This window comes from Sphingomonas parva (ex Maeng et al. 2020) (assembly GCF_004564275.1).
GTDB classification, from domain to species: Bacteria; Pseudomonadota; Alphaproteobacteria; order Sphingomonadales; family Sphingomonadaceae; genus Allosphingosinicella; species Allosphingosinicella parva.
Genome location: NZ_SPDV01000015.1, coordinates 1 through 24,385 on the forward strand (window position 1 = coordinate 1; position 24,385 = coordinate 24,385).

Here is a 24,385-nt window from a genome sequence, read left to right on the forward strand (position 1 = left end):
TTGCCGGACTTGTCGCTGTCATCCTTGCCGGATTTGCCGCCGCCGTCCTTGCCGCTGTCGGAGCCGCCATTGCCGTTGCCGCCGGCGTTGCCGTTGCCGCCGGCATTGCCGTTGTCGGTTCCGCCGCCGTTGCCGTTGCCACCGGCGTTGCCGTTGTCGGAGCCGCCGGCGTTGCCGTTACCGTTTCCGCCGGTATTGCCGTTGTCGGCTCCGCCGCCGTTGCCGTTGCCGCCGCCATTGCCGTTATCGGCCCCGCCGCCGTTGCCGTTGCCGCCGGCATTGCCGTTGTCGGACCCGCCGCCGTTGCCGCCGCCGTTGCCGTTGCCGTTGCCGCCGCCATTGCCGTTATCGGCCCCGCCGCCATTGCCGTTGCCGTTGCCGCCGGCATTGCCGTTGTCGGACCCGCCGCCGTTGCCGTTGCCGTTGCCGCCGCCATTGCCGTTATCGGCCCCGCCGCCATTGCCGTTGCCGTTTCCGCCGGCATTGCCGTTGTCGGCCCCGCCGCCGTTGCCGTTGCCGTTGCCACCGGCATTGCCGTTGCCGTTGCCGCCGGCATTGCCGTTATCGGCCCCGCCGCCGTTCCCTCCAGCGTTGCCATTATCGCCGCCAGCGTTGCCGCCGCCCGAATTCCCACCGCCAGCGTTGCCGTTGTCACCGGCGCCATTGTCGGTCCCGCCTCCACTGCCGCCGCCGTTGCCGTTCCCTCCGCCGCGGGCGATGTCCCGGACCGCGCTGCTGAGCTCGGCGAGGACGATCTCGGCTGGCGAGCTGCCCTCGAGCAGACCGCCGGTCAGCTCCGAAAGCGACGGAGCGTCTTCGGTGACCGCAGACTCGATTTCGGCAGGCTGGACATCGGGACCTTTATAGGCGTCCGAACCGGACGCCGGCGTCCCTTCGGGCCCGCGCGCTGCTGCCGCTGCCGCCGGGGCCCCGGGGACGACGGCGACCGTGCCTGCGCCCGCGGCCTCGGAGCGGATCACCTTGCTGGCGTCCCCCTGGATGGTGAGCTGGAAGAGATCCCCCGCGCCGACCTCGGCGACCGAGCCCGGACGCACGATCTCCTTGGCGCCGCCGTCCAGCGTCGACACTTCCACGGCGCCTTCGGTCACCTGGACGGTGCCTCCCTTGGGGCCGACGATCACGGTGAAGGTCGTGCCTTTCACGACGGCGGCGAGATAGGGAGTCTTCACGCCGAAATGGGGCGTGCTCTTCTTCTCGATCTTGAACAGCGAGGTGCCGAAATCGGTGATCATCTGCATCAGCCCGCCGCGGCTCTCCGCCTCGACCGGTACGCGCAGCTGGCTGCGCGGCGAGATCACCACGAACTCCTGGCCCCGCACGATCACCGCGCGGGAATTCGCGCCGGTCGCGATGGCCGAGCCGCTCGACAGCAAGGCGCCCTTGGTTGCGGCGCGCGAGCGGCCGTTGTCGACCAGGCGGACGTCGCCGGATGCTTCGCTGACCCGCCATGCGATCGGCGGGGCCGCCATGGCGCCTCCGGTGATGGAGAGCAGGACCGGCGCTGCCGCGCCCAGGAGGAGCTTCCGCATGGCTGTCGCCTCGTTTCCGCCGGCAGACGCTGCCGGCACTCTGGTCAAGGCTGCAGAATAGGCCTCAGGCTCTTTCGAAGGTCTTGCCGGGGCTGGTTAATTGGGCTGAAGGCTGTGTGACGGCGATGCTCTGCGGGCGGCGCCCGCTCAACGCTCGTCGTGATCGCGATCGTCGCCGCGCCTGCCGCCACGATCCTCGTCACGATCCTTGTGACGCTTGTCGTCGTCGCGATCCTTTTCGTCGTGATCCTTGCCGCGCTTGCCGCCGCGATCATCATCGTCGCCGCCCTTGCTCCCACCACGGCCGTGCTTGTCTTCGTCGCGCGTGTCGTCGTCATGTTTGCCGAAGCTTCCCGGATTGCCGCGCGCTTCGCCGGCGCCGGGGGGCGGACCGGGCTCACCGCCGCTCCGCGTTGGTCCCTGATCATCCGAAGGGCCCGCGCTGGATCCGCCGTTCGCCGGCCCATCGGGGCCGTTGCCGCCCGCGCCAGCGGGAGGAAGCGCGCCGGCGTCGCCGCCCTTCGACGGCCTGCCCGCATCGGCAAGGAGCTGGTCTTCCACCGCGTCCCCGGGGGCCTTCTTGCCGCCCTCCGCCGGCCGTTTGACGTCGCGCGAGGAATTCACGGCTTGGGCAGCGTCAACGGCATCGCTGCCCAGCTCTGCGAACAGTTGCGCGGCAGGTGATCCTCGATCGAAAGTTTGAGCGGCAACCATCGGAAGAAGAGCCGATTCTTCCGAAATGACGAGGTCCATGGGTGCGATCTTCAACACCGGCGCGACCGGCGTGGGAGCGCCTTCGTCGGCTCTCGCCGTGGGCGCCGCCCCATCGGATCGGATGACCTTGCTGACATCTCCCTGGATGTTCAGCTGGAACATGTCGCTGGCCACGATCGAGGCGATCGAGCCCGGCCGGATGATCTCGGAGGCGCGGCCATCGAGCGTCGACACCTGCACGGCGCCTTCCGTGACCTGCACGGCGCCGCCTTCCGCGCCGACCGTCACGGTGAACGTCGTTCCTTTTACGACTGCCGCAAGAAACGGAGTTTTAACAGAGAAATGCGGGGTACTCTTCTTTTCAATCCTGAAAAGGGAGGAGCCAAAATCCGCGATCATCTGCACCAATCCGCCGGCGCTTTCCGCCTCAACGGGAACGCGCAGACGGCTGCGCGGCGAGATCACCACGAATTCCTTGCCGCGCACGATCACCGCGCGCGACGCGGCGGCGGTGGCGATGGTCGCGCCGCTGGCGAGCAGCGCGCCGCGCAGCGCCGGTCGCGGCTTGCCGTTCTCGATCAGCTGAACGTCTCCGGCGACCTCGCTGACCGTCCATGGCGGCGGCGCCGCCTGCGCGGCGATCGGGGCGAGCAGCAGGGCAAGAGCCGCGGGCCCAAGCAAGACCTTGCGCATGCTCGTCTCTCCTCCACCTGAGGGCGCGCGGCACGCACGCGCCTGTTCAACCATCGCCATTGCACGCATCCGATTGCGAGGAGCTTTTCGGGGGAGGTTAACGGCGCGCTAGGCAAGCGCGGCTCTAAACCATTCCTTCAACTTGTCCGGCTAAGACCGGAGAGATTGCGAATGGAGAGCCGATGCGCCGGATTGTCCTGATCGAAGTCTCGGTGCTCGCCGCCTTCGCTGGCGCGGCGTCGCCCGCGCTCGCGCAGCAGAACGGTGCGGATCGCGCCGATCCCTCGGTCGCCGAGCAGGAACTGCGCGAGGAGAGGGCGGTGCCCACCACGTCGGCCGAGCCGATCCTGCGCCCTGCCGAAGGCTTGCGAACGGGCAGCGCGGTGACCGAGCCGATCCTGGCCGGCGCCATTCTCGTCGAAGGGGCGGAGGCGCTGCCGCAGGCAGCGTTCGCGCCGGTGGTCGAGCGCTATCTGGGCCGCACCCTTTCGGTAGAGGAGCTTCGCACCCTCGCCGCCGACATCGCGGCCGTGGCGCGCGATGCCGGCTATGGTCTCGCGACCGCCTGGATTCCCGAGCAGCGGCTGCAGAATGGGCTGCTTCGCGTGCGCATCGAGGAAGGGCGGATCGACGCCGTCGAGGTCAATGGCGACGGACGCGATGCGGTGGAGCCGCGCCTGACGCCGCTCGCCGACGGGCGGCCGGTCCGCACCGCCGCGCTCGAGCGCCAGCTGCTTCTTGCCGGCGACGTCGCCGGCATCCGGATGGGGAAGGCCAAGCTCGAGCGCCGCGGCGGCCGCAACGTGCTGGTCGTCAACGCGACGCGCGATCGTTTCTCCGGCCGCGGCGGCGTCGATAATTGGGGCTCCTCGACCTCCGGGCCGGTCCGCGCTCGGGTCGCCATCGACTTCAACCGGCTGCTCCGCCCCGACGATTCGCTCACGCTCGAGGCACTGACCACGCCGTTCGAGCCGAAAGAATTCGGCCTGATTGCCGCACGTTACACGGCGGCGCTCGGATACAGTGGAACGGAATTCTCGGTTGGCGGCTATCTCGCCCGGTCCGAGGCCGGAGGTTTCCTGGCGGACCGCGATCTCGACGGCCGCAGCAGCGAGATCGAGGCCGAGCTGCGCCATCCGCTGAAAAGGAGCCGTGCCGGCAGCCTCTGGGCCTCGCTCGATGCGCGGATCCGCGACTCGGAACAGACCCGCGAGGACCTGCTGGTCCGCGACGACAGGCTCGCGCTCGTCTCGGCGAGCGCCTTCGCCTATCGGCGGCTCGGCGCCGGACGGCTGCGCGCCCGGGTCAGCCTTGTCCAGGGCCTCGACCTGTTCGGCGCCAGCGACGCGGGCGATCCGCTCTCGTCCCGGTCCGATGCCGATGGCCGCTTTTCGAAGCTGGAGCTGTGGGCCGAGCTCGATCAGCGCCTCGCACCGCAGCTCAGCCTAGTGATCCAGAGCGAGGGGCAGGTCGCCAACGGGCCGCTGCTCTCCTCGGAAGAAATGGGGCTCGGCGGCCGCCGCTTCGGCCGTGCCTGGGATTATCGCGAATTCTCGGGCGACCGCGGAATTGCCGGCAGCGTCGAGCTTCGCAAGGATTTTCCGAAGCCGGTGAAGGGCGTCGCCAACGCCCAGGTCTACGCTTATGCGGACGCCGGCGCGGTCGACAATTACCGCCTGGGGTTCGGCGGCGGGTCGCTGGCTTCGGCCGGCGGCGGCGTCCGCCTGCGTTTCCCGCCGGGGGTGTGGACGAGCCTCGAGCTCGGCGTGCCGCTGACCGACGGCTACGATCCTTCGCGACACCGCGATCCGCGGCTCTCGTTCACGATCGATTTCCGGTTCTGACGGCGCCTCGGGCGCGCTCCTGACGGACCGCCTCGGCTTAGCCCGCCGCCTCGTTGGACGCGGTGGGGACGATCTCGACGATCCGATCGCCCGCCTCCAGCCTCGCCGCCTCGGGCTCCCAGAAGCCATGGGCCTTGCCATTGCGGTAGATCCGCACGCCGAGACCGCGGGCGAGGGCGGAGAGCGGCTTGCCCGCCTCCTGCGCCGTCACCTCGCGCTCGGCCAGCTGGACGGTGCCGGAGGTCGAGGCGAGGTCGGCGATATAGTCGGCGAGATGCTCGCCATGAGTCGATCCGGCGAGGAGCAGGCCAGCGAAGCTGATCGGGTTGATCACCGTCGTTGCGCCCGCCTGGCGGGCGAGCAGCTCATTGTCCTCGTTGCGGACGACGATGCTGATCGGCAGCGACGGCACCAGATGGCGGGCAGTGAGGGTGATCAGGATCGACGTATCGTCCCGTCCGGCGGACACGATCATCGCGCGCGCCCGCTCGATCCTGACCGCCTGCAGCGTCTTGTCGCGGGTCGCATCGGCCTCGGCGGTGAAGCAGCCGATGGAGGCGGCGCGCTCCAGCGCCTCGGACGTGCAGTCGATCACGACGATCTGGTCACCCGGCGTGCCGCGGGCGATCAGCTCGTCCACCGTCTCCGATCCGGTCGTGCCGAAGCCGGCGACGATGATGTGATCGCACAGATCCTTGCGCAGCTTTTCCATCCGAAACCTTTCCCAGACGCGCCGCAGCACGAACGTGTATGCTGTCCCGATGAAGATCAGCACGAAGAACAACCGGATCGGAGTCACGACCAAAGCGTCGAACATGCGCGCCCGATCGGTCACCGGCACGATGTCGCCATAGCCCGTGGTGGTGATGCTGATCATGGTGAAATAGATGACGTCGAGGAAGCTGACGTGGCCGTCGTGCGTGTCCTTGAGGCCCCCGCGCTCGATCCAGTGAACGGCGATCGCCAGGCCGAGCAGACCGAGGACGAGCCCGACCCGCCACGCGATCTGCGCGCCGACCGGCAGGCGGCTGCGCCGGCGGAGAGTCACCTCGTCCGGGCGTCGCGCGGGCATCAGCCGTAAAGCGCCTTTAGCCGGGCGAGCGTCGGCTCATGGGTGAGGTCGAGGTGGAGCGGCGTCATCGAGACATAGCCGTCCGCAATCGCTTCCAGGTCGGTGGTATGCCCCGGGGTCTCCACGGTCGGGCCGAGAGCGAACCAGAAATAGTCATAGCCCCGCGGATCGGTGCGCTGCACGATCTTCAGCCGGCCATAGTCCCGGATCCCCTGTCGGACGAGGCGGATCCCCTTGATCTCTTCGGGCGGCAAAGCGGGGAAGTTGACGTTGATCAGGGTGCGCGGCTCGATTCGGGCGGAGAGCAGGGGCGCCAGCGCCCGCTCTGCCCAGGCCTCGGCGGCGGCGAACGGCACTGCGTCGCCCATGCCGGCGCGCGCATAGACCTGGGAGAGGGCGATCGAGGGGATGCCGGCCAGCGCGCCCTCCATCGCGGCGGAGACCGTCCCGGAATAGGTGCAGTCCTCGCCAAGGTTGGCGCCGCGGTTGACCCCGGACAGGATGAGGTCCGGCGGGTGATCCTGCATGATATGGGCGATCGCCATCATCACGCTGTCGGTCGGGGTGCCGGCGACGCAGAAGCGGCGCTCCCCCAGTCGGCGCAGCCGGACGGGGCGGGTGAGCGTCAGCGAATGTCCGGTGCCGGACTGCTCCTCGGTCGGAGCGACGATCCAGATATCGTCCGAGAAACGCCGCGCGATGCTCTCCAGCACCTTGAGGCCGCACGCATTCACGCCGTCGTCATTGGTGAGGAGGATCCGCACCGCCCGGCTATGCGGCGCGACGGCAGGAGACGCAAGGCCGTCGGACGGCCGAAACCATCGCCGCCGCTCCGGCGTTCACCATGCGAGAACAAGAGGAGATTGCGATGCAGGTTCCGCACAATACGTTCGTGGTCGTTGCCGACGGGAAGAAGATGCTCTTCCTGCGCAACGAGGGCGATGCGGAATATCCGAAGCTCGAGCTCGAGCGGAAGGTGGAGCAGGAGGATGCTGCCGATCGGGATCAGAAGACCGACGGTCCGGGCCGGACATTCGATGCCTCCGGCGGCGCCGGGCGAAGCGCCTATGAGGAAGTCGACTTCCACCAGCTCGAGGAAGACCGCTTCGCGCACGAGACGGCCGAGATGCTCAAGCGGCGCGCCCTGCGCAACGAGTTCGACTCGCTGATCGTGGTCGCGCCGCCCCGCACTCTGGGCGAGCTCCGCAAGCATTATCACAAAGAGGTCGAGAAACGTCTCGCCGGCGAAGTCGCCAAGGATTTGACCGGCCACCCGGTGCCGGAGATCGAGAAGATCCTTCAGAGCGCCTGACGATCCGGCGGAGCCGAGACGCGGGACCGGCGACCAAGGTCGCCGGTCCCGTTTGCGTGTCGATCCCACGAAATCGGGGGCTCCCTAACGACTTCGGTGGAAGCGCAGAGCGCTTCCACCTCGTCGATCGGGCCCCGAAGGGAGGCGGAGCCCGCTCGCAGTCGGCAGGGCGGGCCGGTTCTTCCGGTCCCGTCCTGCTCAGGCCTGCGCGGGTCCCGTTGCGCGGCCGAGCCTCCGCCGTGCCACCAGAGCGGCCGCGGCGGCACCGAACAGAAGCACCATCGGCGGTGCCGGCACCTCGGTGCCGCCCGTGCTCGACGGCGGCTTGCCGCTGGAGCCCGAAGAGGTCGACGAGGAGGTCGAGCTGGACGTGGAGCTCGAGGTCGAGCTCGACGTGGAGCTGGAAGTCGACGAGCTGGTCGAGGTCGAGCCCGAGGTCGTGCTGGTCGTGCTGATCCCGCCGAAGCTGCTCGACGAGGAGGTCGTCGAGACGTTGCCGCTCGACGAGGTGGTCGAGACGGTGCCGCTCGAGGTCGAGCTGGTGCTCGAGATCGTGCCGCTCGACGTCGAGGTCGTGCTCGACACGCCGCTCGAGGTCGAGACGTTGCCGCTCGAGGTCGAGACGCCGCTCGACGTGGAGACGTTGCCCGTCGAGGTCGAGACGTTGCCGCTCGAGGTCGAGATGCCGCCGGTCGAGGTCGAGGTGCTGGTCGAGGCGGTGAAGATCGCGTTGCCGCTCGACCCGCCGAAGAAGCCGCCGCTGAAGAAGCCGCCGCCGAACCCGCCGCCGAAGCCGCCACCACCGCCGATCACGACGGGGACGCCGCCGCCGCCGCTCACGAAGCCTTCCGCGGGCGGGAGCGGGGGAATCGGCATCGGTGCTACGCCGGGGTAAGTCACCGTACGGGTGGTGACGGTCTGCGCCGGCTGCCGAACCACGCAGGCGGTCCGCGCCACCTTGCGGACCCGCTTGGTCCGCACCTTGGCGGTCGGGCGCAGCTTCGACCGGCCGGCCGATTTGATCTTTGCCTTCGCCTGCTTGACGATCGCGGGTCGCGCTGCGGGGTTTTCGGCCACGTGCACAGCGCCGCCGCCGATGATCGCCCCGCCGCAGGTGCAGGCGCAGAGTTTCGCTAAGGCCATTCGTACCGACATATGACGCACCCTGTTCCAGGCTTTGAAGTCGGTCCGGATAATCGTCGCCAAGAATCCGGTTCCGCTTCTGGCTATTCCAGACAGATGCAAAGGAATCCTTCCGGCGCAAGCGTGTTAACCATGATGATGCCCGGAAATGCCGCGTAAATGGCCTCGCCGAGGACTTCCGTCCCATTAGGAGACATTGTCGGAGAGCGGGTGAATGAAGGAAGCCGCCGCCGGGCGCGCGGATCGTGCGCGGCGGCTGCTTCAATCGCCCCGATTCGCGGGTCGAATCATTGGCTCCTCAAATTCGCCGAGTGGCCCGCAGCCGCGCTCCGATGGCGTCTTTGCACGAACATTTTTAGCCCTTTTTGAGTGACTTGTGCTGCAACGCTGCTGCGCGTATAGGCGCGCTGGGGACAGGTTCCGGTAAACTCCCGGACGACTCGGGAGCGGAACCCTAGGAATTGCGTGTTCGCACATGGCGAGGACGTGAGGATCGGAGGGGTTATGGCAACGGCGTTGAGTGGGGTTTACGACCAAAGCTATAATGAGATCGCGGGAATGGAGGCCTATCGGCCGACCGCCAACGAAGATTTCATGAATGCAGCGCAGCTGGCTTATTTCAGGCAGAAGCTGCTCAACTGGAAGGACGAGATCCTTCGCGAGTCCGAAGGGACGATGGCCCAGCTCAAGACCGGGCCGATGCGCGAGGCGGATCTGACCGACCGCGCGTCCAGCGAGACGGATTGGGGCATCGAGCTCCGCACGCGCGACCGGCAGCGCAAGCTCATCTCGAAGATCGACGCGGCGCTGCGCCGGATCGAGACCGGCGAATACGGCTATTGCGAAGTCACCGGCGAGCCGATCGCGATCGCCCGCCTGGAGGCGCGGCCGATCGCGACGATGACGGTCGAGGCGCAGGAGCGCCACGAGCGTCAGGAGCGGATCTCCCGCGACGACTGAATACGGGACCGGGCCGGAGCGTCGCTTCGGCCCGGTCGCCTTTCGACGGTACGTGACGGCAACGCGAGGACGCGGCCGGATCCGACGATCCACGGATCACCATGGGCGGCGGCGCGCGCCATAGTGCGCCGAGCGGCGCACGCGGAGCATTCGGACGATCTGGAGGTCGATCGGCGGTCCCGGCCGTGGCCGGCCGGAACCGCCTTATCGGATGTCAGTGGAGGCCGACGATGGCCTCTTTCACGCGGAGCTTTTCCTTCTTCAGGCGCGCGAGGGCGGCCGCGTCGGGCATGGGCCGCTGGGTTTCTTCAGAAATGCGGGCTTCGATGTCAGCATGCTTGAGTTCCAGTGCCGAGATATGCGCCTGTTGCATTCCCATCTCCTCTGCTGCGTGGGTCATCCTTTAACCACCGAAGTTGTGCCCCTGTCTCCCGCCATGGGACCGTCGACACGATATATACGACAGTCCGTTGATGGATTATCTATACGCCGGTTGCGGGCCGTCGGGTAGGCGTGAGGAGGCGTACGGAGGCGATGTTTGAAGGCGGCGAAGTCGGCGCGGCGACGCAGCTCGTGCGATTGAGGATGGAGCACCGGGACCTGGACGCCGCAATCGAGGCGCTGCGCTCGCTCGCCGCCCCGGACCAGCTGCAGCTCGCGCGTCTCAAGAAGCGCAAGCTGCGCCTGAAGGACGAGATCGCCCTGCTCGAGGACCAGTTGATCCCCGACATCATCGCCTGACCGGACGAGCCGGTGGGGGCGCCGATTTACCCTCTTTGCCCGTTCCCGCCGCGGCCCGGCTGTGGCAGGTTGACATGATGGCGCAGGAAGATGGACGCATTCAGCTCACTCCGAAGCTGATCGGATCGCTCTACACCGAGGCGATGGTGCTTGCCGACGAGGCGCGCTCCTATTTCGACCGGCACGGCCGGGAGGAGCGCGACGCGCTCGATCCGATCCTGCGGGTCGGCTTCGCCTGCGAGTCGCTGAAGGTGACGACACGGCTGATGCACATCATCGCCTGGCTGCTCACCCAGCGCGCGGTCGAGGCCGGCGAGCTCAGCCCGCTCGAGGCGCGCCGGCCGGCGCGGCGTCTCGGCGAGGCGCCGGAGAGCGACGAGGCGGTCCTCGCCAGGCTGCCCGACGCCGCCCGCGCCCTCATCGATTCCAGCCGCGACCTGTTCGCCCGGGTGCAGCGGCTCGACGACGGCAGGCCGGAGGCGGACGGCCAGGCCAGCCCGGCCCGGACCCTGCTCAGCCGGCTGGAGCGCGCTTTCTAGAGCGACGTCGAAGGCGGGGGGCCATGTTCCCGGGCGCGATCCTGGTCTAGACCGGGTCGATGCAGAGCTTCCAATTCTCTTATGGCCCCAGGCTGATCGCGGCGCCCGGCGCGGCGGAGCGACTCGCCGAGCTGCTGCCCGCGGGCCGATGCCTGTTCGTCACTGACGGGCAGCTTCGCGACCTCGGCCTCGCCGACGCCGCCCTGGCGGCGCTCGGGCAGGCGGGAAGGGCTCCGACCGTGTTCGACGCGGTCGAAGCCGATCCCTCGCGCGAGACGCTGATGGCCGCGGTGGCGGCAGGCGAGGGCTGCGCCTCGGTCGTCGGATTCGGCGGCGGCAGCCCGATGGATGTCGCGAAGCTCGCCGCCTATCTGCTCGGCTCCGGCGAGCCGCTCGACGATCTGTGGGGAGTCGGCCGGGCGACGGGCAAGCGCCTGCCGCTCGCCCTCGTGCCGACGACGGCTGGAACCGGATCGGAGGCGACTCCGGTCAGCATCATCACGATCGGTGGCGCCGAGAAGAAGGGGGTTTCGAGTCCCGCACTGGTCGCCGACTGGGCGTTGCTCGACGCCGCGCTGACTACCGGCCTGCCGCGCGCAGTGACGGCGGCGACCGGCATCGATGCAATGGTCCATGCGATCGAGGCCTATACCTCGGCGCGCCTCAAGAACCCGATGTCCGATCTGCTCGCCCGCGAGGCGCTCCGCCTGCTCGCCGCGAATATCGACCTCGCCTGCGAGACGCCGTCCGACCTGGAGGCGCGCGGCGCGATGCTGCTCGGCGCCCATCTCGCCGGCGTCGCCTTCGCCAACGCGCCGGTGGGCGGGGTCCATGCGCTCGCTTATCCGCTCGGCGGCCATTTCCACGTTCCGCACGGCGCCTCGAATGCGCTGATGCTGACCCATGTGCTCGGCCATAACATGCCGTCCGCCATGCCGCTTTACGCCGAGCTCGGGACGATGCTCGATCCCGGGCTCGAACGGCTCGGCACCCAGGGCCGGGCGCAGGGTTTCGTCGAGCAGATGGCGGCGATCTGCCGCAGGAGCGGCGTGCCGCTCCGTCTCTCCGAGGTCGGGGTCGGGCGGGAGCATCTCGATCTCCTCGCCCGCGAGGCGATGAAGCAGGAGCGGCTGCTGGTGAACAATCCCTGCGCGATCGACGAGGCGGATGCGCGACGGCTCTACGAGGCGGCGCTGTGAGCGAGGCGCGCGCGCCGCTGCGCGGACGCGAGGCCTATCGGGTGTGGCGGGAGATCGGCACGCGCTGGGCCGACAACGACGCCTACGGCCACGTCAACAACACGGTCCATTACCAATGGTTCGACACGGCGGTGAACGCCTGGCTGATCGAGGCCGGGCTGCTCGATGTCGCCGCGGGCGATCCGATCGGCCTCGTGGTCGAGACGGGCTGCCGCTACGCCCGCGCGCTCTCCTACCCCGAGACGGTGGAGATCGGCCTCGCCGTCGAGCGGATCGGCGGCTCCAGCGTCCGCTATCGGCTCGGCGTCTTTGCACGGGGCAGCGACGCGCCCGCGGCAGAAGGGTTCTTCGTCCACGTCTATGTCGGCCGGGCAGACCGCCGCCCGGTGCCGCTTCCGGACGATTGGCGACGCGCGTTCGCGGCGATCGCCGGCTGAGCGGCGCCCGCCTAAAGCCGGGCCTTCGCCTTCAGCTCCGCTTTCGCCGCCTCATATTGGCCGGCAAGCTCGGCGACCAGAGCGCCGGCCGCCTGCACCCGGGTGACGGCGCCGATGCCCTGGCCCGATCCCCAGATGTCGCGCCAGGCCTTCTTCGCGCCTTCGCCGCCGAAGTTCATCGTCTTGAGATCGCCCTGCGGCAGATTGTCGGGATCGAGGCCGGAGGCGGCGATCGACGCGCGCAGGTAATTGCCGTGAACGCCGGTGAAGAAGCTGGAATAGACGATGTCCGCCGCCCGCCCGCCGACGATCCCTTCCTTGTATTCGGCCCCGGCATTGGCCTCCTCCGTCGCGATGAACGGCGAGCCGATATAAGCGAGGTCCGCGCCCATCGCCTGGGCGGCGAGGATGGCGCGGCCGGTGGCGATCGCGCCGGACAGGGCGATCGGGCCGTCGAACCATTCCCGGATCTCCTGGACCAGCGCAAAGGGCGAGAGGGTGCCGGCGTGGCCGCCGGCGCCGGCCGCCACGGCGATGATCCCGGTCGCGCCTTTCTCGACCGCCTTGCGGGCGAAGCGATCGCTGATCACGTCGTGGAGCGTGATCCCGCCCCAGCCCTGGGTCGCCTGGTTGATCTCGGGGATCGCGCCCAGTGAGGTGATGACGATCGGCACCCGCCACTTGGCGCAGGTCGCCATGTCCTGCTCGAGCCGGTCGTTCGAGCGGTGGACGATCTGGTTGACCGCGAACGGCGCCGCGGGCCGGTCCGGATTGGCTCGGTCCCAGGCGGCGAGCTCCTCGGTGATCTGGTGCAGCCATTCGTCGAGCAGCGACTGCGGCCGGGCGTTCAGCGCGGGAAAGGAGCCGACGATGCCCGCCTTGCACTGGGCGATCACCAGCTCCGGGTTTGAGACGATGAACAGAGGCGCGCCGATCGCCGGCAGGCGCAGCTTGGAAAAAACGGCAGGAAGGCTCATCCGCTCTTCTTAGGGAGCGAACGGCCTGCTGGCAAAGCTGCGAGTCTCAGTCCGGGTGCTGGGCCGCGAAGGCGGCGGCGGCGCCGAACAGGCCCGGCTGCGGATGGGTGATCAGCTTGACCGGCATGTCGTCCATCCGCCGCTCGAAACGCCCCTTGGCGATGAAACGGTCGCGAAAACCCGAGCGCGGCAGGTGCGCCGCGAGACGCTGGCCGAGGCCGCCGGCGATCACCACGCCGACCGCGCCCTGGGCCAGCGCGAGATCGCCGGCGACGGCGCCGAGGCTGAGGCAGAAGCGGTCGAACGCCGCCGCGGCGAGGCTGTCCGCGCCGGACATGGCGAGCTGCCAGAGCTCCTTGTCGTCGCGGACCTGGACCGGACGGTCCTCGATCGCCGCCAGGGCCTCGTAGATGTTGGGCAGGCCCTGGCCCGAAACGATCCGCTCCACCGAGACGCGGCGGAAATGCTTGCGCAGATGGACGAGGATCTTGTCCTCGAGCGGATCGAGCGGCGCGAAATCGACATGACCGCCCTCGGTTTCGATCACATGGTAGACGCCGTCGCGGCGGAGCAATTGCGCGACGCCCAGTCCGGTGCCGGGGCCGACGACGCTGATCACGCCCTCGGACGGCAGCGGCGTCTCCGGCCCGCAGAGATGGGTGAAGCTCGCGTCGTCGAGCTGCGCGACGGCATGGGCCACCGCGCCGAAATCGTTGACCAGGGTGTAGCGCTCGGCACCGAGCTTCGAAGGCACCAGCGACGGGCGGATCACCCAGGGATTGTTGGTGAGCTTCAGCACCTCGCCCTGAATCGGCCCGGCGATGGCGATCCCCGCGGCCGGGGGCAGGGGACGGCCGACCCGGCGCCCGAACTCCTCCCAGGCGGTCTGCAGGCTGGCGTGCTCGGCCGTCTTGAGCGTCACCTCCTCGTCGAGGTGAACGACTCGCCCGTTCTCGGTGCGGGCGAGGGCGAAGCGGGCATGGGTGCCGCCGATGTCGACGGCTACAATCTCGGTCAAGCAACCATCTCCATGGCGTGAAGCATTGCGGATGCGCCGCGTTCGGCCTCGTCGGCCCCGGCGCGGAACATGGCGAAGAGCTCGCGTCCGGTGCCGAGCGCCGGCGGCGGGGCGACCGCCTCGGCGCGCGACTCCCATTCGGCGGCGTCGACCAGCGCGCTGAGCTCGCCGGTCTCGGCGGACAGGCGGACGACGTCGCCGTCGCGGATGCGGGCGAGCGGGCCTCCGCCAAGCGCCTCGGGCGAGACGTGGATCGCGGCGGGTACCTTGCCGGACGCGCCGGACATGCGGCCGTCGGTCACGAGCGCGACGCGGAAGCCGCGGTCCTGGAGGACGCCGAGCGCCGGGGTGAGCTTGTGAAGCTCGGGCATTCCGTTCGCCTTCGGGCCCTGGAAGCGGACCACGACGACCACGTCGCGCTCGAGCTCGCCGGCCTTGAACGCCTGAAGCACCTCGTCCTGATCGGCGAAGACGCGGACGGGGGCCTCAATCGTCCAGCGGTCGCGCTCGACCGCACTGGTCTTGAAGGTCGCGCGGCCGAGATTGCCCTTGACCAGGCGCATGCCGCCGTCCGGCTGGAACGGATTGCTCGCCGGGCGCAGCATGGTCTCGTCGAGCGACGCCTCGGGAGGCGCGCGCCAGACCAGCCGGTCCTCCTCGAGCGCCGGCTCGCGCGCATGATCGGCGAGCGGCGCCTCACCCTCGCCGGCGACGGTGAGGATGTCGCCGTGCAGCAGGCCGTTGTCGAGCAGGGTGCGGATGGTGAAGCCGATGCCGCCGGCCGCCTGGAAGTGGTTCACGTCGCCCGAGCCGTTCGGATAGACGCGGGCGATCAGCGGGACGGCCGAGGAGAGGCGATCGAGGTCCTCCCAGTCGATCACGATCCCGGCGGCGCGCGCCATGGCGGGGATGTGGATGGCGTGGTTGGTCGAGCCGCCGGTGGCGAGCAGGCCGACGGCCGCGTTGACGATCGCGCGCTCGTCGACGCAGCGGCCAAGCGGCCGATAATCGTTGCCGTTCCAGCCGATCTCGCTCAGCCGGTGGACGGCCGCGCGGGTGAGCTCCTGGCGCAGCTTCGTGCCCGGGTTGACGAAGGCGGCGCCGGGCATGTGGAGGCCCATCACCTCCATCATCATCTGGTTCGAATTGGCGGTACCGTAGAAGGTGCAGGTGCCGGCGCTGTGATAGCTCGCCGCCTCCGCCTCGAGCAGCTCCTCTCGGCCGATCTTGCCTTCGGCGTAGAGTTGGCGGATGCGCTGCTTCTCCTTGTTCGGCAGGCCGCTCGGCATCGGGCCGCCAGGGACGAGGATAGTCGGCAGATGGCCGAAGCGAAGCGCGCCGATCAGCAGGCCCGGCACGATCTTGTCGCAGATGCCGAGCAGGGCGGCGGCCTCGAACATGCCGTGGCTGAGCGCCACCGCGGTCGACAGCGCGATCGTGTCGCGGCTGAACAGCGACAGCTCCATTCCGGGGAGGCCCTGGGTGACGCCGTCGCACATCGCCGGGACGCCGCCGGCGACCTGCGCGGTGGCGCCGACCTCGCGCGCGAACAGCTTCATCTGCTCGGGGTAGCGGCCGTAGGGCGCGTGCGCCGAGAGCATGTCGTTATAGGCGGTGACGATGCCGATGTTGGTGGAGCGGGCGGCGCGGATCGCCGGCTTGTCCTCCTCCTCGGCCGCCGCGAAGCCATGGGCGAAATTGCCGCACGACAGGCGCGTGCGCGAGACGCCGGTCTCGCGCTGGGCGGCGATCAGGTCGAGATAGCGGCTGCGGGTCGGCCGCGACCGCTCGATGATCCGGTCGGTGACGGCGGAGATGGTGGAATTGAGGCTCATCGTTCGTCTGTCCAGTGGCTGCTCATGCGCCAGATAGGGAGGGTGCCGCCCGGGCACCAACGTTATTCATGCCAGGAGACGCCGTCGCGCTCGGTGAGCGCGATGGCGGCGGAGGGGCCCCAGCTGCCCGCGCCATAGGCCTTGGGCGTGATGCCGTTGGCCGACCAGCCGTTGCGGATCGCGTCGATCCACTCCCATTGCGCCTCGACCTCGTCGCGGCGCACGAACAGGGTCGGATCGCCCTCGAGGAGATCGAGGATCAGCCGCTCGTAGGCGATGCGGCGGCGGGTGTCGGCAAAGGCGTTGGCCATGCCGAGATCGAGCGGAACCTCGCGCAGGCGAATGCCCTGGCGATCGAGCCCCGGCTGCTTGGCCATGACCAGCAGGCGGATATTCTCTTCCGGCTGCAGGCTGATCAGCAGCTTGTTGGGCTGCACGGTGGCGCCGCGCGCGGCGAAGATCGAATGCGGGACGCCCTTGAACTGGATGAAGATCTCGGAACGGCGGGTGGGCAGGCGCTTGCCGGTGCGCAGGTAGAAGGGCACGCCCTTCCAGCGCCAATTGTCGACATGGGCCTTCAGCGCGACGAAAGTCTCGGTGTCGGACGGGCCGCCGAGCTCGTCGAGATAGCCGGGCACCGGATCGCCGCCGACGGCGCCTGCCTTGTACTGGCCGGTCACGGTCTCGCCGGCCGCGCTCTCGGCGGTGATCGGCCGCAGCGAGCGGAGCACCTTCACCTTCTCGTCGCGTACCGCATTGGCGTCGAAATGGGAGGGCGGCTCCATCGCGACCAGCGCGAGCAGCTGCAGCATGTGGTTCTGGACCATGTCGCGCAGCGCCCCCGACGTGTCGTAATAGCCGGCGCGGCCTTCGAGGCCGACCGTCTCCGAGACGGTGATCTGGACGTGGTCGATGCCGGTCGAGTTCCACAGAGGCTCGAACAGCGAATTGCCGAAGCGCAGGGCGAGGAGGTTCTGGACCGTCTCCTTGCCGAGATAATGATCGATGCGGAACGTCCGCTCCTCCGGGAAAGCCGCGGCGACCGCGTCGTTGATCACGCGGCTCGAGGCGAGATCGGTGCCGAGCGGCTTCTCGAGCGCCAGCCGCACCGTCTCGCCGGCGAGGCCCGCCGCGGACAGGCCGGCGATGGTCGAACCGAACAGCGACGGCGCGGTCGACAGGAAGATGGCGAGATTGCCCTCGATCGGGCCGATCGCCTCGGCCAGACGGGAGAATTGCTCCGGCTGCGAGGCGTCGAGCGGCACGTAATGGAGGCGGCCGAGGAAGCGATCGACCACGTCGGGGATCAGCCGATCGGCATCGATGTAGCGCTCCAGCGACTCCTTGGCGGCGGCGCGGAAGCCGGCGCCGTCGAGATCGCTGCGGGCGGTGCCGAAGATACGGAGCGCCTCCGGCAGCAGACCGTCGCCGTCGAGCCCGAACAAGGAGGGCAGCAGCATCCGCTGGGCGAGGTCGCCGGTCGCGCCGAAGAGCAGAAGCGTATTCGCAGGACTGTTGGGCACCGTGCGTCAGTTCCTTCCGTGCAGGCTGCTCGATGCGCGCCCGCGTGTAAGCAATAGCGACTTACCGTCAATGACAGCGCTGTCAAATACCGTAGACATGCTCATGCGCGACGCTGCGGCGGCGCCGATCCGATCATCGCGCCGCGACGAAGCGGATCGCCTGCCCGCCGCCGGCCGCGAGGCGCAGGGTCAGCGTGTCGGCGGAGGTGACCTGCCGTTCCTCGATGACGATATCCTTCCCGTTCGTGCGGTAATCGGCGTCCGGTCCGTCGCGGTAGATCTGGGCGCGGTACTTGCGGCCCGGCGTCAGGAAGGAGAGGGGCACGCTCAGCACCCGGCCTTCCTCGTCGGTGATCGCGCCGAGGTACCAATTCTCGCTCTTGCGGTCCTTGCGCGCGATGGTGACGAAATCGCCGATCTCGCCGTTCAGCACCCGGGTCTCGGACCAATCGGCCGGGACGTCCTTGATGAACTGGAACGGGCGCGGATTGGCCTCGTAATTCTCGGGAAGGTCCGCCGCCATTTGGATCGGCGAATAGATCACGACGTAGAGCGCGAGCTGCTTGGCGATCGTCGACTGGATCTTCTGGCCCTTGCCCTCGAGGCTGATCACGCCGGGCGTGAAGTCCATCGGCCCCGCCAGCATGCGGGTGAAGACGAGGTTCGCCTCATGCTCCGGCGGGTTGGGCGGCGCGCCCCAGGCATTGTACTCCATGCCGCGGGCGCCTTCGCGCGAGACCATGTTCGGATAGGTGCGGCGCAGGCCGGTGTCCTTGAACGGCTCGTGCGCGTTGATCGCGATCTTCCGCTCGGCCGCCTCGGTGACGACCTTGAGGTGGTGCTGCGCCATGCGCTGCCCCTCGTGCCACTCGTAGCGGACCTGGCCGTCGGGGCCACGGGTCTGCACGCCGCCCATGTCGGCGACATAGCCGGTCTTCACCGCATCCACGCCGAGCCGCTGATAGAGATCGAGCGCCGCCTCGAGCTGCGGCTCGTAGACGGCGATGTTGCCGGCGGTCTCGTGATGGCCGATCAGGCGCACGCCATTCGAGCGCGCGTAGCGGGCGAGCTCCTCGATGTCGAAATCGGGATAGGGCCGGGTGAAGCTGAAATCCTTGCCGTTGGCGAACCAATCGTCGTTCCAGCCCTCGTTCCAGCCTTCGACCAGGACGCCGCGGAAGCCGTTCTTCGCCGCGAAATCGATGTAGCGCTTGACGTTGGCGGTCGTCGCGCCGTGCTTCGGCCCGGCGCCCCACGTCGCCTTGTCGAGATGCATCTCCCACCAGACGCCGACGTATTTGAAGGGCTCGACCCAGCTGACGTCGCCGAGCTTGTTCGGCTCGTTGAGGTTCAGGATCAGATCGTTGGTGACGAGGCCGGCCGCGCTGTCGGCGATCTGCATCGTCCGCCATGGCGTCGTGAACGGCGCCATCCGGCGCACCTTCGGCCCCTCGGACGACGGGGTCAGCACCGCCCGGAAACGGCCCTGGCCCTCGTTCTGCAGGTTCATGCCGGAATAGTCGACCAGCGCCGCCTCGTGGAAGGCGATGTGGAGGCCGTCGCCGGTGCGGATCGTCATCGGGGTCTGGGCGACCCCGACCTCGGTGATCGGCGTCTTCTGGTAGAGATATTCCTCGCGAGTCCATTGGAAGGCCGGGATCCACCAGGCGGTCGCCGGATCCGCGACGGCGAATTCGGTCAGTTCCTCGGCGATCTCGACCTGCTTCAGGCCGGCCTGGTCGGGGAATTCGTAACGGAAGCCGACGCCGTCGTCATAGACACGGAAGACCACGTCGATCCGGCGGCCGGGTGCGGGCGCCACCTCGGTCATTGTGACGCGGACCTCGTTGTAGCGGTTGCGGACGAAGCGGCGCTCGCCCCAGGGCTGCTCCCAGCGGCCGTCCTCGCTGCGCCGCCCGGCGTCCGCGACCTTGACGTTGCGCAGGAACTGCGGCGCGTTGGTGAAGAGGAAGCCGAGACGGGAGGGGGCGATCACCGCCCGGCCGAGCCGGCTGACGCTGTATTCCGGGCGCCCGTCCGGCGCGACATCCACGGAAACGGTGAGGACCCCCTCCGGCGAGGACACCCGGACGGGTTCCGCGACGGCGGGCGCGGCGAGCGCCACCGCGACCATGGCCAGGATGTATCGGATCATCTCAGTCAGCCCTCCAGATTCGGCTTGCCACCGGGCCTCCAGGATGTCCTATTCGGCGCATGGCATTTCTTGCAGCAAAGTTTTCAGCGTGAGCCGCCGCTCGACACGGCTGGAGGACATAGCGGCCCTTGCCGGCGTGTCCATATCCACGGCGTCGCGCGCGCTGAACGACAGTCCGGCGGTGAACAGCCGGACCAAGCAATTGATCTGGAAGCTGGCGAAGGAGCATGACTATCCCTTCCGCCGCTACATGCCCGCGGGCCCGATCGGCGCTACCGGCACGATCGCTTTGGTGGTGCCGCGGCCGCAGGGGCGGGAAGGGCAGCTCGACGATCCCTTCTTCCTCGAATTGTTCGCGGGGATCAGCGACGCCGCGCGGGACCGCGGCTGCGACCTGCTCGTCAGCCATTTCGCGCCGACCAGCTTCGAGGACCTCTCCGCGGCGATGACGACGAGCCGCGCCGACGGAGTGATCTTCCTCGGCCAGAGCTCGCTGCATCCGGCGTTCAACCTGCTCGCGCAGAGCGGCGCCCGCTTCGCGGTCTGGGGCGCGCAGCTGCCGGAGCAGGGCTATTGCTCGGTCGGATCGGACAATCTGGCGGGCGGGCGCCGCGCCACCCTCCATCTCGCCCGGCTCGGGCGCAAGCGAATCGTCTTCCTCGGCGACACGGAGGCGCCCGAGGTCCAGCAGCGGGTCCGCGGCTATCTCGACGGTCTCGAGCAAGCGGGCCTGGCCAACGATCCGGCGCTGCTCGTGCCCGCGCATTTCACCGTCGAATCGTCCGAAGCGGCGGTCGACGCGCTGCTTGCCCGCGGCGAGAGGTTCGACGGCATCGTCGCGGCCAGCGACCTGATCGCGCTCGGCGCCATCCGTTCGCTGCTCCATGCCGGTCTCGCCGTACCGGACGACGTCTCGGTGATCGGCTATGACGACGTTCCGTTCGCCCGCTACAGTCGGCCGGCGCTGACCACGATCAACCAGGACACCGCGCGCGCAGGGCGGCTGCTCGTCTCCAAGCTGCTCGACACCGGCGCGGGCAGCGACATGCGCTCGGAGCGCCTGCAGACCGAGCTGATCGTGCGGGAGAGTTGCGGCGGCTGACGCGGCGCGCGCCCGGTGCGCGGGGTGCGGCCGCCGCCGGGTCACGCCGGTTCGGCGATGAAGCCGGACAGCGGCGCGAGCGGCTCGCCGACCCGCTCGACGATCCGCCAGCCGGCGGGGAGCGGCCAGTCGATCGGCTCCTCGCCGAAATTGAAGACGCAGAGCAATCTCTCGCTGCCCGCACGGCGCTCGAATGCGAGGACCTGCGGCGGCGCGTCGACCCGCTCGATCGTGCCGACGCGCAGCGCCGCGCGCCCCTTGCGCAGCGCGAGCAGCCGGCGGGTGAGCGCCAGCATCGACCCCGGATCGGACTCCTGGCGGTCGACCGCCAGCGGCAGGTGGCGCGGATCGAGCGGCAGCCAGGGCTCGGCGTCCGAGAAGCCGCCGTTCGGCGCGGCCGCGCGCCACGGCATCGGCGTGCGCGCGCCGTCGCGGCCCTGCGTCTCAGGCCAGTTGGCGATCGCCTCCGGATCCTGGAGCCGCTCGAACGGCACCTCGGCCTGCTCGAGACCGAGCTCCTCTCCCTGATAGAGGAAGACGTTGCCACGCAGCGCGACGAGCAGCAGCATCGCCTGCCGGGCGAAGGCGGCGGCGTCGCGCGTGCCCAGCCAGCGCGAGACGACGCGCGGCGCGTCATGGTTGGAGAAGGCCCAGCTCGGCCAGCCTTCGCCTTGCGCCCCCGGCCAGATCGCCATCGAACCGTGGATCAACTCGGGCGTCAGCCGGTCCGAATAGAGGAAGTTGAAGCCATAGGCGCTGTTCAGACGCGCCGGGCCCTGGGTGAACAGCTTCATCTCGCGATCGGCCTGCTCGCCGCCCACCTCGGCAACGGTGAAGCGGTCGCCATAGGTGTCGATCACCGCCCGGAGCCGCTCGAGGAACTTCGGAATGTCCGGGTGCGACTGGTTGTGGAAATGATGCTGGAAATCGAACGGCCGGGTGCGGCGGCCGAGGCCTTCCGCCACCGGCGGATTGTCGCGCAGCGCCGGGTCGTGCATCGAGAAATTGATCGCGTCGAGCCGGAAGCCGTCGACGCCGCGATCCAGCCAGAAGCGCGCGGTGGCGAGCAGCGCCTCCTGCACCTCCGGATTGTGGACGTGGAGATTGGGCTGGCTGCTCAGGAAATTGTGCAGATAATATTGGCCGCGGCGGGCGTCCCAGGTCCAGCACGGGCCGTGGAAGACCGATTGCCAATTGTTCGGCGGCGATCCGTCCGGCTTGGCATCGGCCCAGACGTACCAATCGGCCTTGGGATTGTCGCGGCTCTGCCGGCTCTCCTGGAACCATTGGTGCTGGTCGGAGGTGTGCGAATAGACCTGGTCGACGATCACCTTGAGGCCGAGGCCGTGAGCGCGCGCCAGCAGACGATCGAAATCGGCGAGCGTGCCGAAGATCGGATCCACGTCGCAATAATCCGAGATGTCGTAGCCGAAATCCTTCATCGGCGAGCGGAAGAAGGGGGAGAGCCAGATCCCGTCGACACCCAGCGAGGCGACATGGTCGAGGCGCTCGGTGATGCCCGGCAGGTCACCGATGCCGTCGCCGTTCGAATCGGCGAAGCTGCGCGGATAGATCTGGTAGATCGCGGCGCCGCGCCACCATTCGGCGCCGGCCGAGGATGCGGCGGCAGGGCAGGGGGCCTCGCGTTCGATGGTGGTCTGGGTCAATTGGGTACGGCCTTGCAGATGATGTAGTCGAGCGGCGCGAGCTCGACCCGGTAGCTTCCGGGTGCGCTCCCGGACGGCGCGCAGCGGCCGCGGAGCGGCTGCCAGCTGCGCGCACCGGCGTCGACGGCGATGTTGGCGCCGATTGCGCTGGTTCCGGTGTTGAACACGACCAGCGTCTCGCCGCCTCCCGAGGGCGCGCGCCGGGACAATGCGAACAGGCCCGGCGTCTCGGCATAAGCGCGCACGATCTGCTCGCCGCGGCTCAGCGCCGGATCGCTCTTGCGCAGCGCGGCCATGGCGGCGATCGCGCGGTAGAGTGGCCCGTCCTGGCCGAAACTGACCTGGGCGGTGGTGGCGCTGGTGCCGACCAGGCGATTGTCGTTGTAGCTCGCCACCCGGCTCGCGAACATGTCCTCGCGCGCGTCCTGATCGCCGCCGTCGCCGGCGAAGCCCTGCTCGTCGCCATAATAGATGGTCGGCACGCCCCGCGCGAACAGCAGCATTGCATGGCCGAGGATCACCCGCTTCAGCACCTCGTCCTCGGACGCGGCGGGGTTGGCCTCCCGCACGAAGCGGGCGAAACGGCCCATGTCGTGATTGCCGAGGAAGGTCGGCAGCTGTCGCGCCGTCGCCTCGCCGCCTTCGTAGAGGGCATCCATCTGGAAGAGGCGCGCCAGCCGCTCGGTCGGCGCGCCGCGGCCGACGACGTCGGTCACCGCCGCCTGGAAGGCGAAATCGAGCACGGCCGGGTAGCGATCGACCTTGGTGAAGCGCGCCAGCATGCCCGGATCGGGATCGAACACTTCGCCGAAGATGTGAAAGTTCGGAATGCCGCGCGCCTTGGCGCGCTCGGTCATCGCCGGGACGAAGGCCTGCCAGAACTCGGGATTGACGTGGCGTGCCGTATCGATGCGGAAGCCGTCGATCCCGAAGTCGTCGATCCACTGGCCGTAGATCTCGATGAAGCCTTGGACGACGCGCGGATGCTCGGTGAACAGATCGTCGAGCCCGACGAAGTCGCCCATCGTCGAGCTCTCGCCCCGAAAGGTCGAGTCGCCGCGATTGTGGTAATAGATCGGATCGTTGAGCCAAGCCGGGGCCTTCACGCCGGCTTCGCCCCGCGGAACGTAGGGAGTGTAGGCGTAATCGGGCCGCTTCAGCGAGGCGAAATTGTCCGGCCGCTGGTTGGGCTTGTCGATCCCCTCGAACCCCTGGTTGATCGGCGCGCCGTCGAGACCGCCGCGCCGCGTGTGCGGAAAATCGCCGAGGCCGCGATAGGCGCAGTCGTTCTTCGGGCATTCGCGATATTTGATCACGTCGGCGGTGTGGTTGGTGATGATGTCCAGATAGACCTTGATGCCGCGTGCATGGGCGGCGTCGACGAAGGCCTTGAGGTCGGCACGGCTTCCGAAATGCGGATCGACGTCGGTGAAATCGGTGATCCAATAGCCGTGATAGCCGGCGGATTCCTGTCCGGGGGCACCCTGCACCGGCTTGTTGCGGTAGATCGGGCCCAGCCAGATCGCCGTGGCACCGAGACCCTGGATATAGTCCAGCCTGGCGGTGAGGCCCTTCAGGTCGCCGCCGTGATAGAAGCCCTTGTGGGCCGGATCGAAGCCGCTCTCCAGCCGCCCACCCGAGATCCCGCCGCGGTCGTTCCCCGGGTCGCCGTTCTCAAACCGGTCCGGCAGGACGAAATAGACGACCTCCCGATCGGGTGTGCGATCGCGATAGGTCTGGGCGCCGACGGGGACGGCGGCCGCCGCCAGCAGGACGGAGAGCAGGCGTCGGCCTGCCCGGCTGAAGCGGCCCTCTGGCTCCACACGCTCTCTCCTTCGTCTGGCGCGGCAGCTTTGTGCCTGCGCACCGGTTTGCAATAGTTTGCAAGGAAACTGCAAACGGTC

21 protein-coding genes are annotated in these 24,385 nt (G+C 68.8%); 9 read left to right on the forward strand and 12 right to left on the reverse strand.

The genetic code is table 11. The features are described from left to right. Both E2493_RS09445 and E2493_RS09450 read right to left on the reverse strand, forming a co-directional pair. Positions 1-1,550 (reverse strand): FecR family protein (locus E2493_RS09445; RefSeq protein WP_135086086.1); only part of this gene is annotated, 1,550 nt, incomplete at its 3' end. A 147-nt stretch (positions 1,551-1,697) separates the two neighbouring features. Next, a complete protein-coding gene (locus tag E2493_RS09450; protein ID WP_167737464.1) occupies positions 1,698-2,957 on the reverse strand; it encodes a FecR family protein in 1,260 nt (419 codons plus the stop codon). Between the two features lie 182 nt (positions 2,958-3,139). Here E2493_RS09450 and E2493_RS09455 point away from each other — a divergent pair, with 182 nt between their 5' ends. Further along, entirely contained in the window at positions 3,140-4,801 is a 1,662-nt protein-coding gene (locus E2493_RS09455; RefSeq protein ID WP_135086090.1) for a ShlB/FhaC/HecB family hemolysin secretion/activation protein, read from the forward strand. A gap of 37 nt (positions 4,802-4,838) precedes the next feature. Here the strand turns inward: E2493_RS09455 and E2493_RS09460 are convergent, their stop codons facing one another. Further along, a complete protein-coding gene (locus E2493_RS09460) occupies positions 4,839-5,873 on the reverse strand; it encodes a potassium channel family protein (protein ID WP_135086091.1) in 1,035 nt (344 codons plus the stop codon). Next, the gene (surE, locus tag E2493_RS09465) at positions 5,873-6,637 is read right to left on the reverse strand and encodes a 5'/3'-nucleotidase SurE (RefSeq protein WP_135086093.1); all 765 of its coding nucleotides are present in this window, start codon (positions 6,635-6,637) and stop codon (positions 5,873-5,875) included. Before surE ends, E2493_RS09460 begins: the two co-directional genes overlap by 1 nt. Before the next feature lie 104 nt (positions 6,638-6,741). On the opposite strand from surE, the gene E2493_RS09470 reads away from it, so the two are divergent. The 3 genes from E2493_RS09470 (at position 6,742) to dksA (ending at position 9,288) form a co-directional block, all read left to right on the forward strand. After that, positions 6,742-7,185 (forward strand): host attachment family protein, encoded by a 444-nt coding sequence (locus tag E2493_RS09470; RefSeq protein WP_135086095.1) that lies wholly within the window; start codon positions 6,742-6,744, stop codon positions 7,183-7,185. A 301-nt stretch (positions 7,186-7,486) separates the two neighbouring features. After that, positions 7,487-8,080 (forward strand): hypothetical protein, encoded by a 594-nt coding sequence (locus E2493_RS21185; RefSeq protein ID WP_167737465.1) that lies wholly within the window; start codon positions 7,487-7,489, stop codon positions 8,078-8,080. An 806-nt stretch (positions 8,081-8,886) separates the two neighbouring features. Next, positions 8,887-9,288: an RNA polymerase-binding protein DksA gene (dksA, locus tag E2493_RS09480; protein ID WP_225421324.1), complete on the forward strand. Its 402-nt coding sequence runs from the start codon at positions 8,887-8,889 to the stop codon at positions 9,286-9,288. 214 nt (positions 9,289-9,502) lie between these two features. Here the strand turns inward: dksA and E2493_RS09485 are convergent, their stop codons facing one another. Beyond that, positions 9,503-9,661, reverse strand: a complete 159-nt coding sequence (locus E2493_RS09485) for a YdcH family protein (protein ID WP_135086101.1) — start codon at positions 9,659-9,661, stop codon at positions 9,503-9,505. A gap of 161 nt (positions 9,662-9,822) precedes the next feature. Here E2493_RS09485 and E2493_RS09490 point away from each other — a divergent pair, with 161 nt between their 5' ends. From E2493_RS09490 to E2493_RS09505, 4 genes are all read left to right on the forward strand, one after another. After that, positions 9,823-10,029 carry a YdcH family protein gene (locus E2493_RS09490; protein ID WP_135086176.1) on the forward strand — a complete coding sequence of 69 codons (207 nt, stop codon included), beginning with the start codon at positions 9,823-9,825 and terminating at the stop codon, positions 10,027-10,029. Positions 10,030-10,106: 77 nt separating this feature from the next. Beyond that, a complete protein-coding gene (locus E2493_RS09495) occupies positions 10,107-10,568 on the forward strand; it encodes a DUF1465 family protein (RefSeq protein WP_404828307.1) in 462 nt (153 codons plus the stop codon). A gap of 59 nt (positions 10,569-10,627) precedes the next feature. Then, positions 10,628-11,767: an iron-containing alcohol dehydrogenase gene (locus E2493_RS09500; protein WP_135086103.1), complete on the forward strand. Its 1,140-nt coding sequence runs from the start codon at positions 10,628-10,630 to the stop codon at positions 11,765-11,767. Then, entirely contained in the window at positions 11,764-12,204 is a 441-nt protein-coding gene (locus E2493_RS09505) for an acyl-CoA thioesterase (RefSeq protein ID WP_225421301.1), read from the forward strand. The genes E2493_RS09500 and E2493_RS09505 overlap by 4 nt, the downstream gene beginning before the upstream one ends. Before the next feature lie 11 nt (positions 12,205-12,215). Here E2493_RS09505 and E2493_RS09510 read toward each other — a convergent pair whose 3' ends face one another. The 5 genes from E2493_RS09510 to E2493_RS09530 all read right to left on the reverse strand — a co-directional run bounded on the left by E2493_RS09510 (position 12,216) and on the right by E2493_RS09530 (position 19,712). Beyond that, the gene (locus E2493_RS09510) at positions 12,216-13,181 is read right to left on the reverse strand and encodes an NAD(P)H-dependent flavin oxidoreductase (protein WP_135086105.1); all 966 of its coding nucleotides are present in this window, start codon (positions 13,179-13,181) and stop codon (positions 12,216-12,218) included. Between the two features lie 46 nt (positions 13,182-13,227). Next, complete coding sequence (gene glk / locus E2493_RS09515; protein WP_135086107.1) at positions 13,228-14,199, reverse strand: glucokinase; 972 nt, start codon at positions 14,197-14,199, stop codon at positions 13,228-13,230. Next, entirely contained in the window at positions 14,196-16,034 is a 1,839-nt protein-coding gene (gene edd, locus E2493_RS09520) for a phosphogluconate dehydratase (protein WP_135086109.1), read from the reverse strand. The genes glk and edd overlap by 4 nt, the downstream gene beginning before the upstream one ends. A 62-nt stretch (positions 16,035-16,096) precedes the next feature. Then, positions 16,097-17,494, reverse strand: coding sequence for a glucose-6-phosphate dehydrogenase (gene zwf, locus E2493_RS09525; protein WP_404828310.1), 1,398 nt, complete (start codon positions 17,492-17,494; stop codon positions 16,097-16,099). A gap of 196 nt (positions 17,495-17,690) precedes the next feature. Continuing rightward, positions 17,691-19,712 carry a glycoside hydrolase family 97 protein gene (locus E2493_RS09530; RefSeq protein ID WP_135086113.1) on the reverse strand — a complete coding sequence of 674 codons (2,022 nt, stop codon included), beginning with the start codon at positions 19,710-19,712 and terminating at the stop codon, positions 17,691-17,693. 43 nt (positions 19,713-19,755) lie between these two features. Here E2493_RS09530 and E2493_RS09535 point away from each other — a divergent pair, with 43 nt between their 5' ends. Then, positions 19,756-20,814 (forward strand): LacI family DNA-binding transcriptional regulator, encoded by a 1,059-nt coding sequence (locus E2493_RS09535; RefSeq protein ID WP_225421303.1) that lies wholly within the window; start codon positions 19,756-19,758, stop codon positions 20,812-20,814. A gap of 41 nt (positions 20,815-20,855) precedes the next feature. Here E2493_RS09535 and E2493_RS21770 read toward each other — a convergent pair whose 3' ends face one another. Then, a complete protein-coding gene (locus E2493_RS21770) occupies positions 20,856-22,466 on the reverse strand; it encodes an alpha-glucosidase family protein (protein ID WP_225421325.1) in 1,611 nt (536 codons plus the stop codon). A gap of 11 nt (positions 22,467-22,477) precedes the next feature. Next, the gene (locus E2493_RS21775) at positions 22,478-24,304 is read right to left on the reverse strand and encodes an alpha-amylase family glycosyl hydrolase (protein WP_225421305.1); all 1,827 of its coding nucleotides are present in this window, start codon (positions 24,302-24,304) and stop codon (positions 22,478-22,480) included. Positions 24,305-24,385: the final 81 nt, after the last annotated feature.

Bases quoted from the DNA above. Each gene is read 5' to 3' on its own strand.
- E2493_RS09530 (WP_135086113.1), bottom strand. From the start codon at position 19,712: ATGATCCGATACATCCTGGCCATGGTCGCGGTGGCGCTCGCCGCGCCC.
- E2493_RS09535 (WP_225421303.1), top strand. From the start codon at position 19,756: ATGTCCTATTCGGCGCATGGCATTTCTTGCAGCAAAGTTTTCAGCGTG.
- edd (WP_135086109.1), bottom strand. From the start codon at position 16,034: ATGAGCCTCAATTCCACCATCTCCGCCGTCACCGACCGGATCATCGAG.
- E2493_RS09450 (WP_167737464.1), bottom strand. From the start codon at position 2,957: ATGCGCAAGGTCTTGCTTGGGCCCGCGGCTCTTGCCCTGCTGCTCGCC.
- E2493_RS09500 (WP_135086103.1), top strand. From the start codon at position 10,628: ATGCAGAGCTTCCAATTCTCTTATGGCCCCAGGCTGATCGCGGCGCCC.
- E2493_RS09510 (WP_135086105.1), bottom strand. From the start codon at position 13,181: ATGAGCCTTCCTGCCGTTTTTTCCAAGCTGCGCCTGCCGGCGATCGGC.
- E2493_RS09490 (WP_135086176.1), top strand. From the start codon at position 9,823: ATGTTTGAAGGCGGCGAAGTCGGCGCGGCGACGCAGCTCGTGCGATTG.
- E2493_RS09470 (WP_135086095.1), top strand. From the start codon at position 6,742: ATGCAGGTTCCGCACAATACGTTCGTGGTCGTTGCCGACGGGAAGAAG.
- E2493_RS09485 (WP_135086101.1), bottom strand. From the start codon at position 9,661: ATGCAACAGGCGCATATCTCGGCACTGGAACTCAAGCATGCTGACATC.
- E2493_RS09455 (WP_135086090.1), top strand. From the start codon at position 3,140: ATGCGCCGGATTGTCCTGATCGAAGTCTCGGTGCTCGCCGCCTTCGCT.
- E2493_RS09495 (WP_404828307.1), top strand. From the start codon at position 10,107: ATGGCGCAGGAAGATGGACGCATTCAGCTCACTCCGAAGCTGATCGGA.
- E2493_RS09460 (WP_135086091.1), bottom strand. From the start codon at position 5,873: ATGCCCGCGCGACGCCCGGACGAGGTGACTCTCCGCCGGCGCAGCCGC.
- dksA (WP_225421324.1), top strand. From the start codon at position 8,887: ATGGAGGCCTATCGGCCGACCGCCAACGAAGATTTCATGAATGCAGCG.
- zwf (WP_404828310.1), bottom strand. From the start codon at position 17,494: ATGCTGCTGCCCTCCTTGTTCGGGCTCGACGGCGACGGTCTGCTGCCG.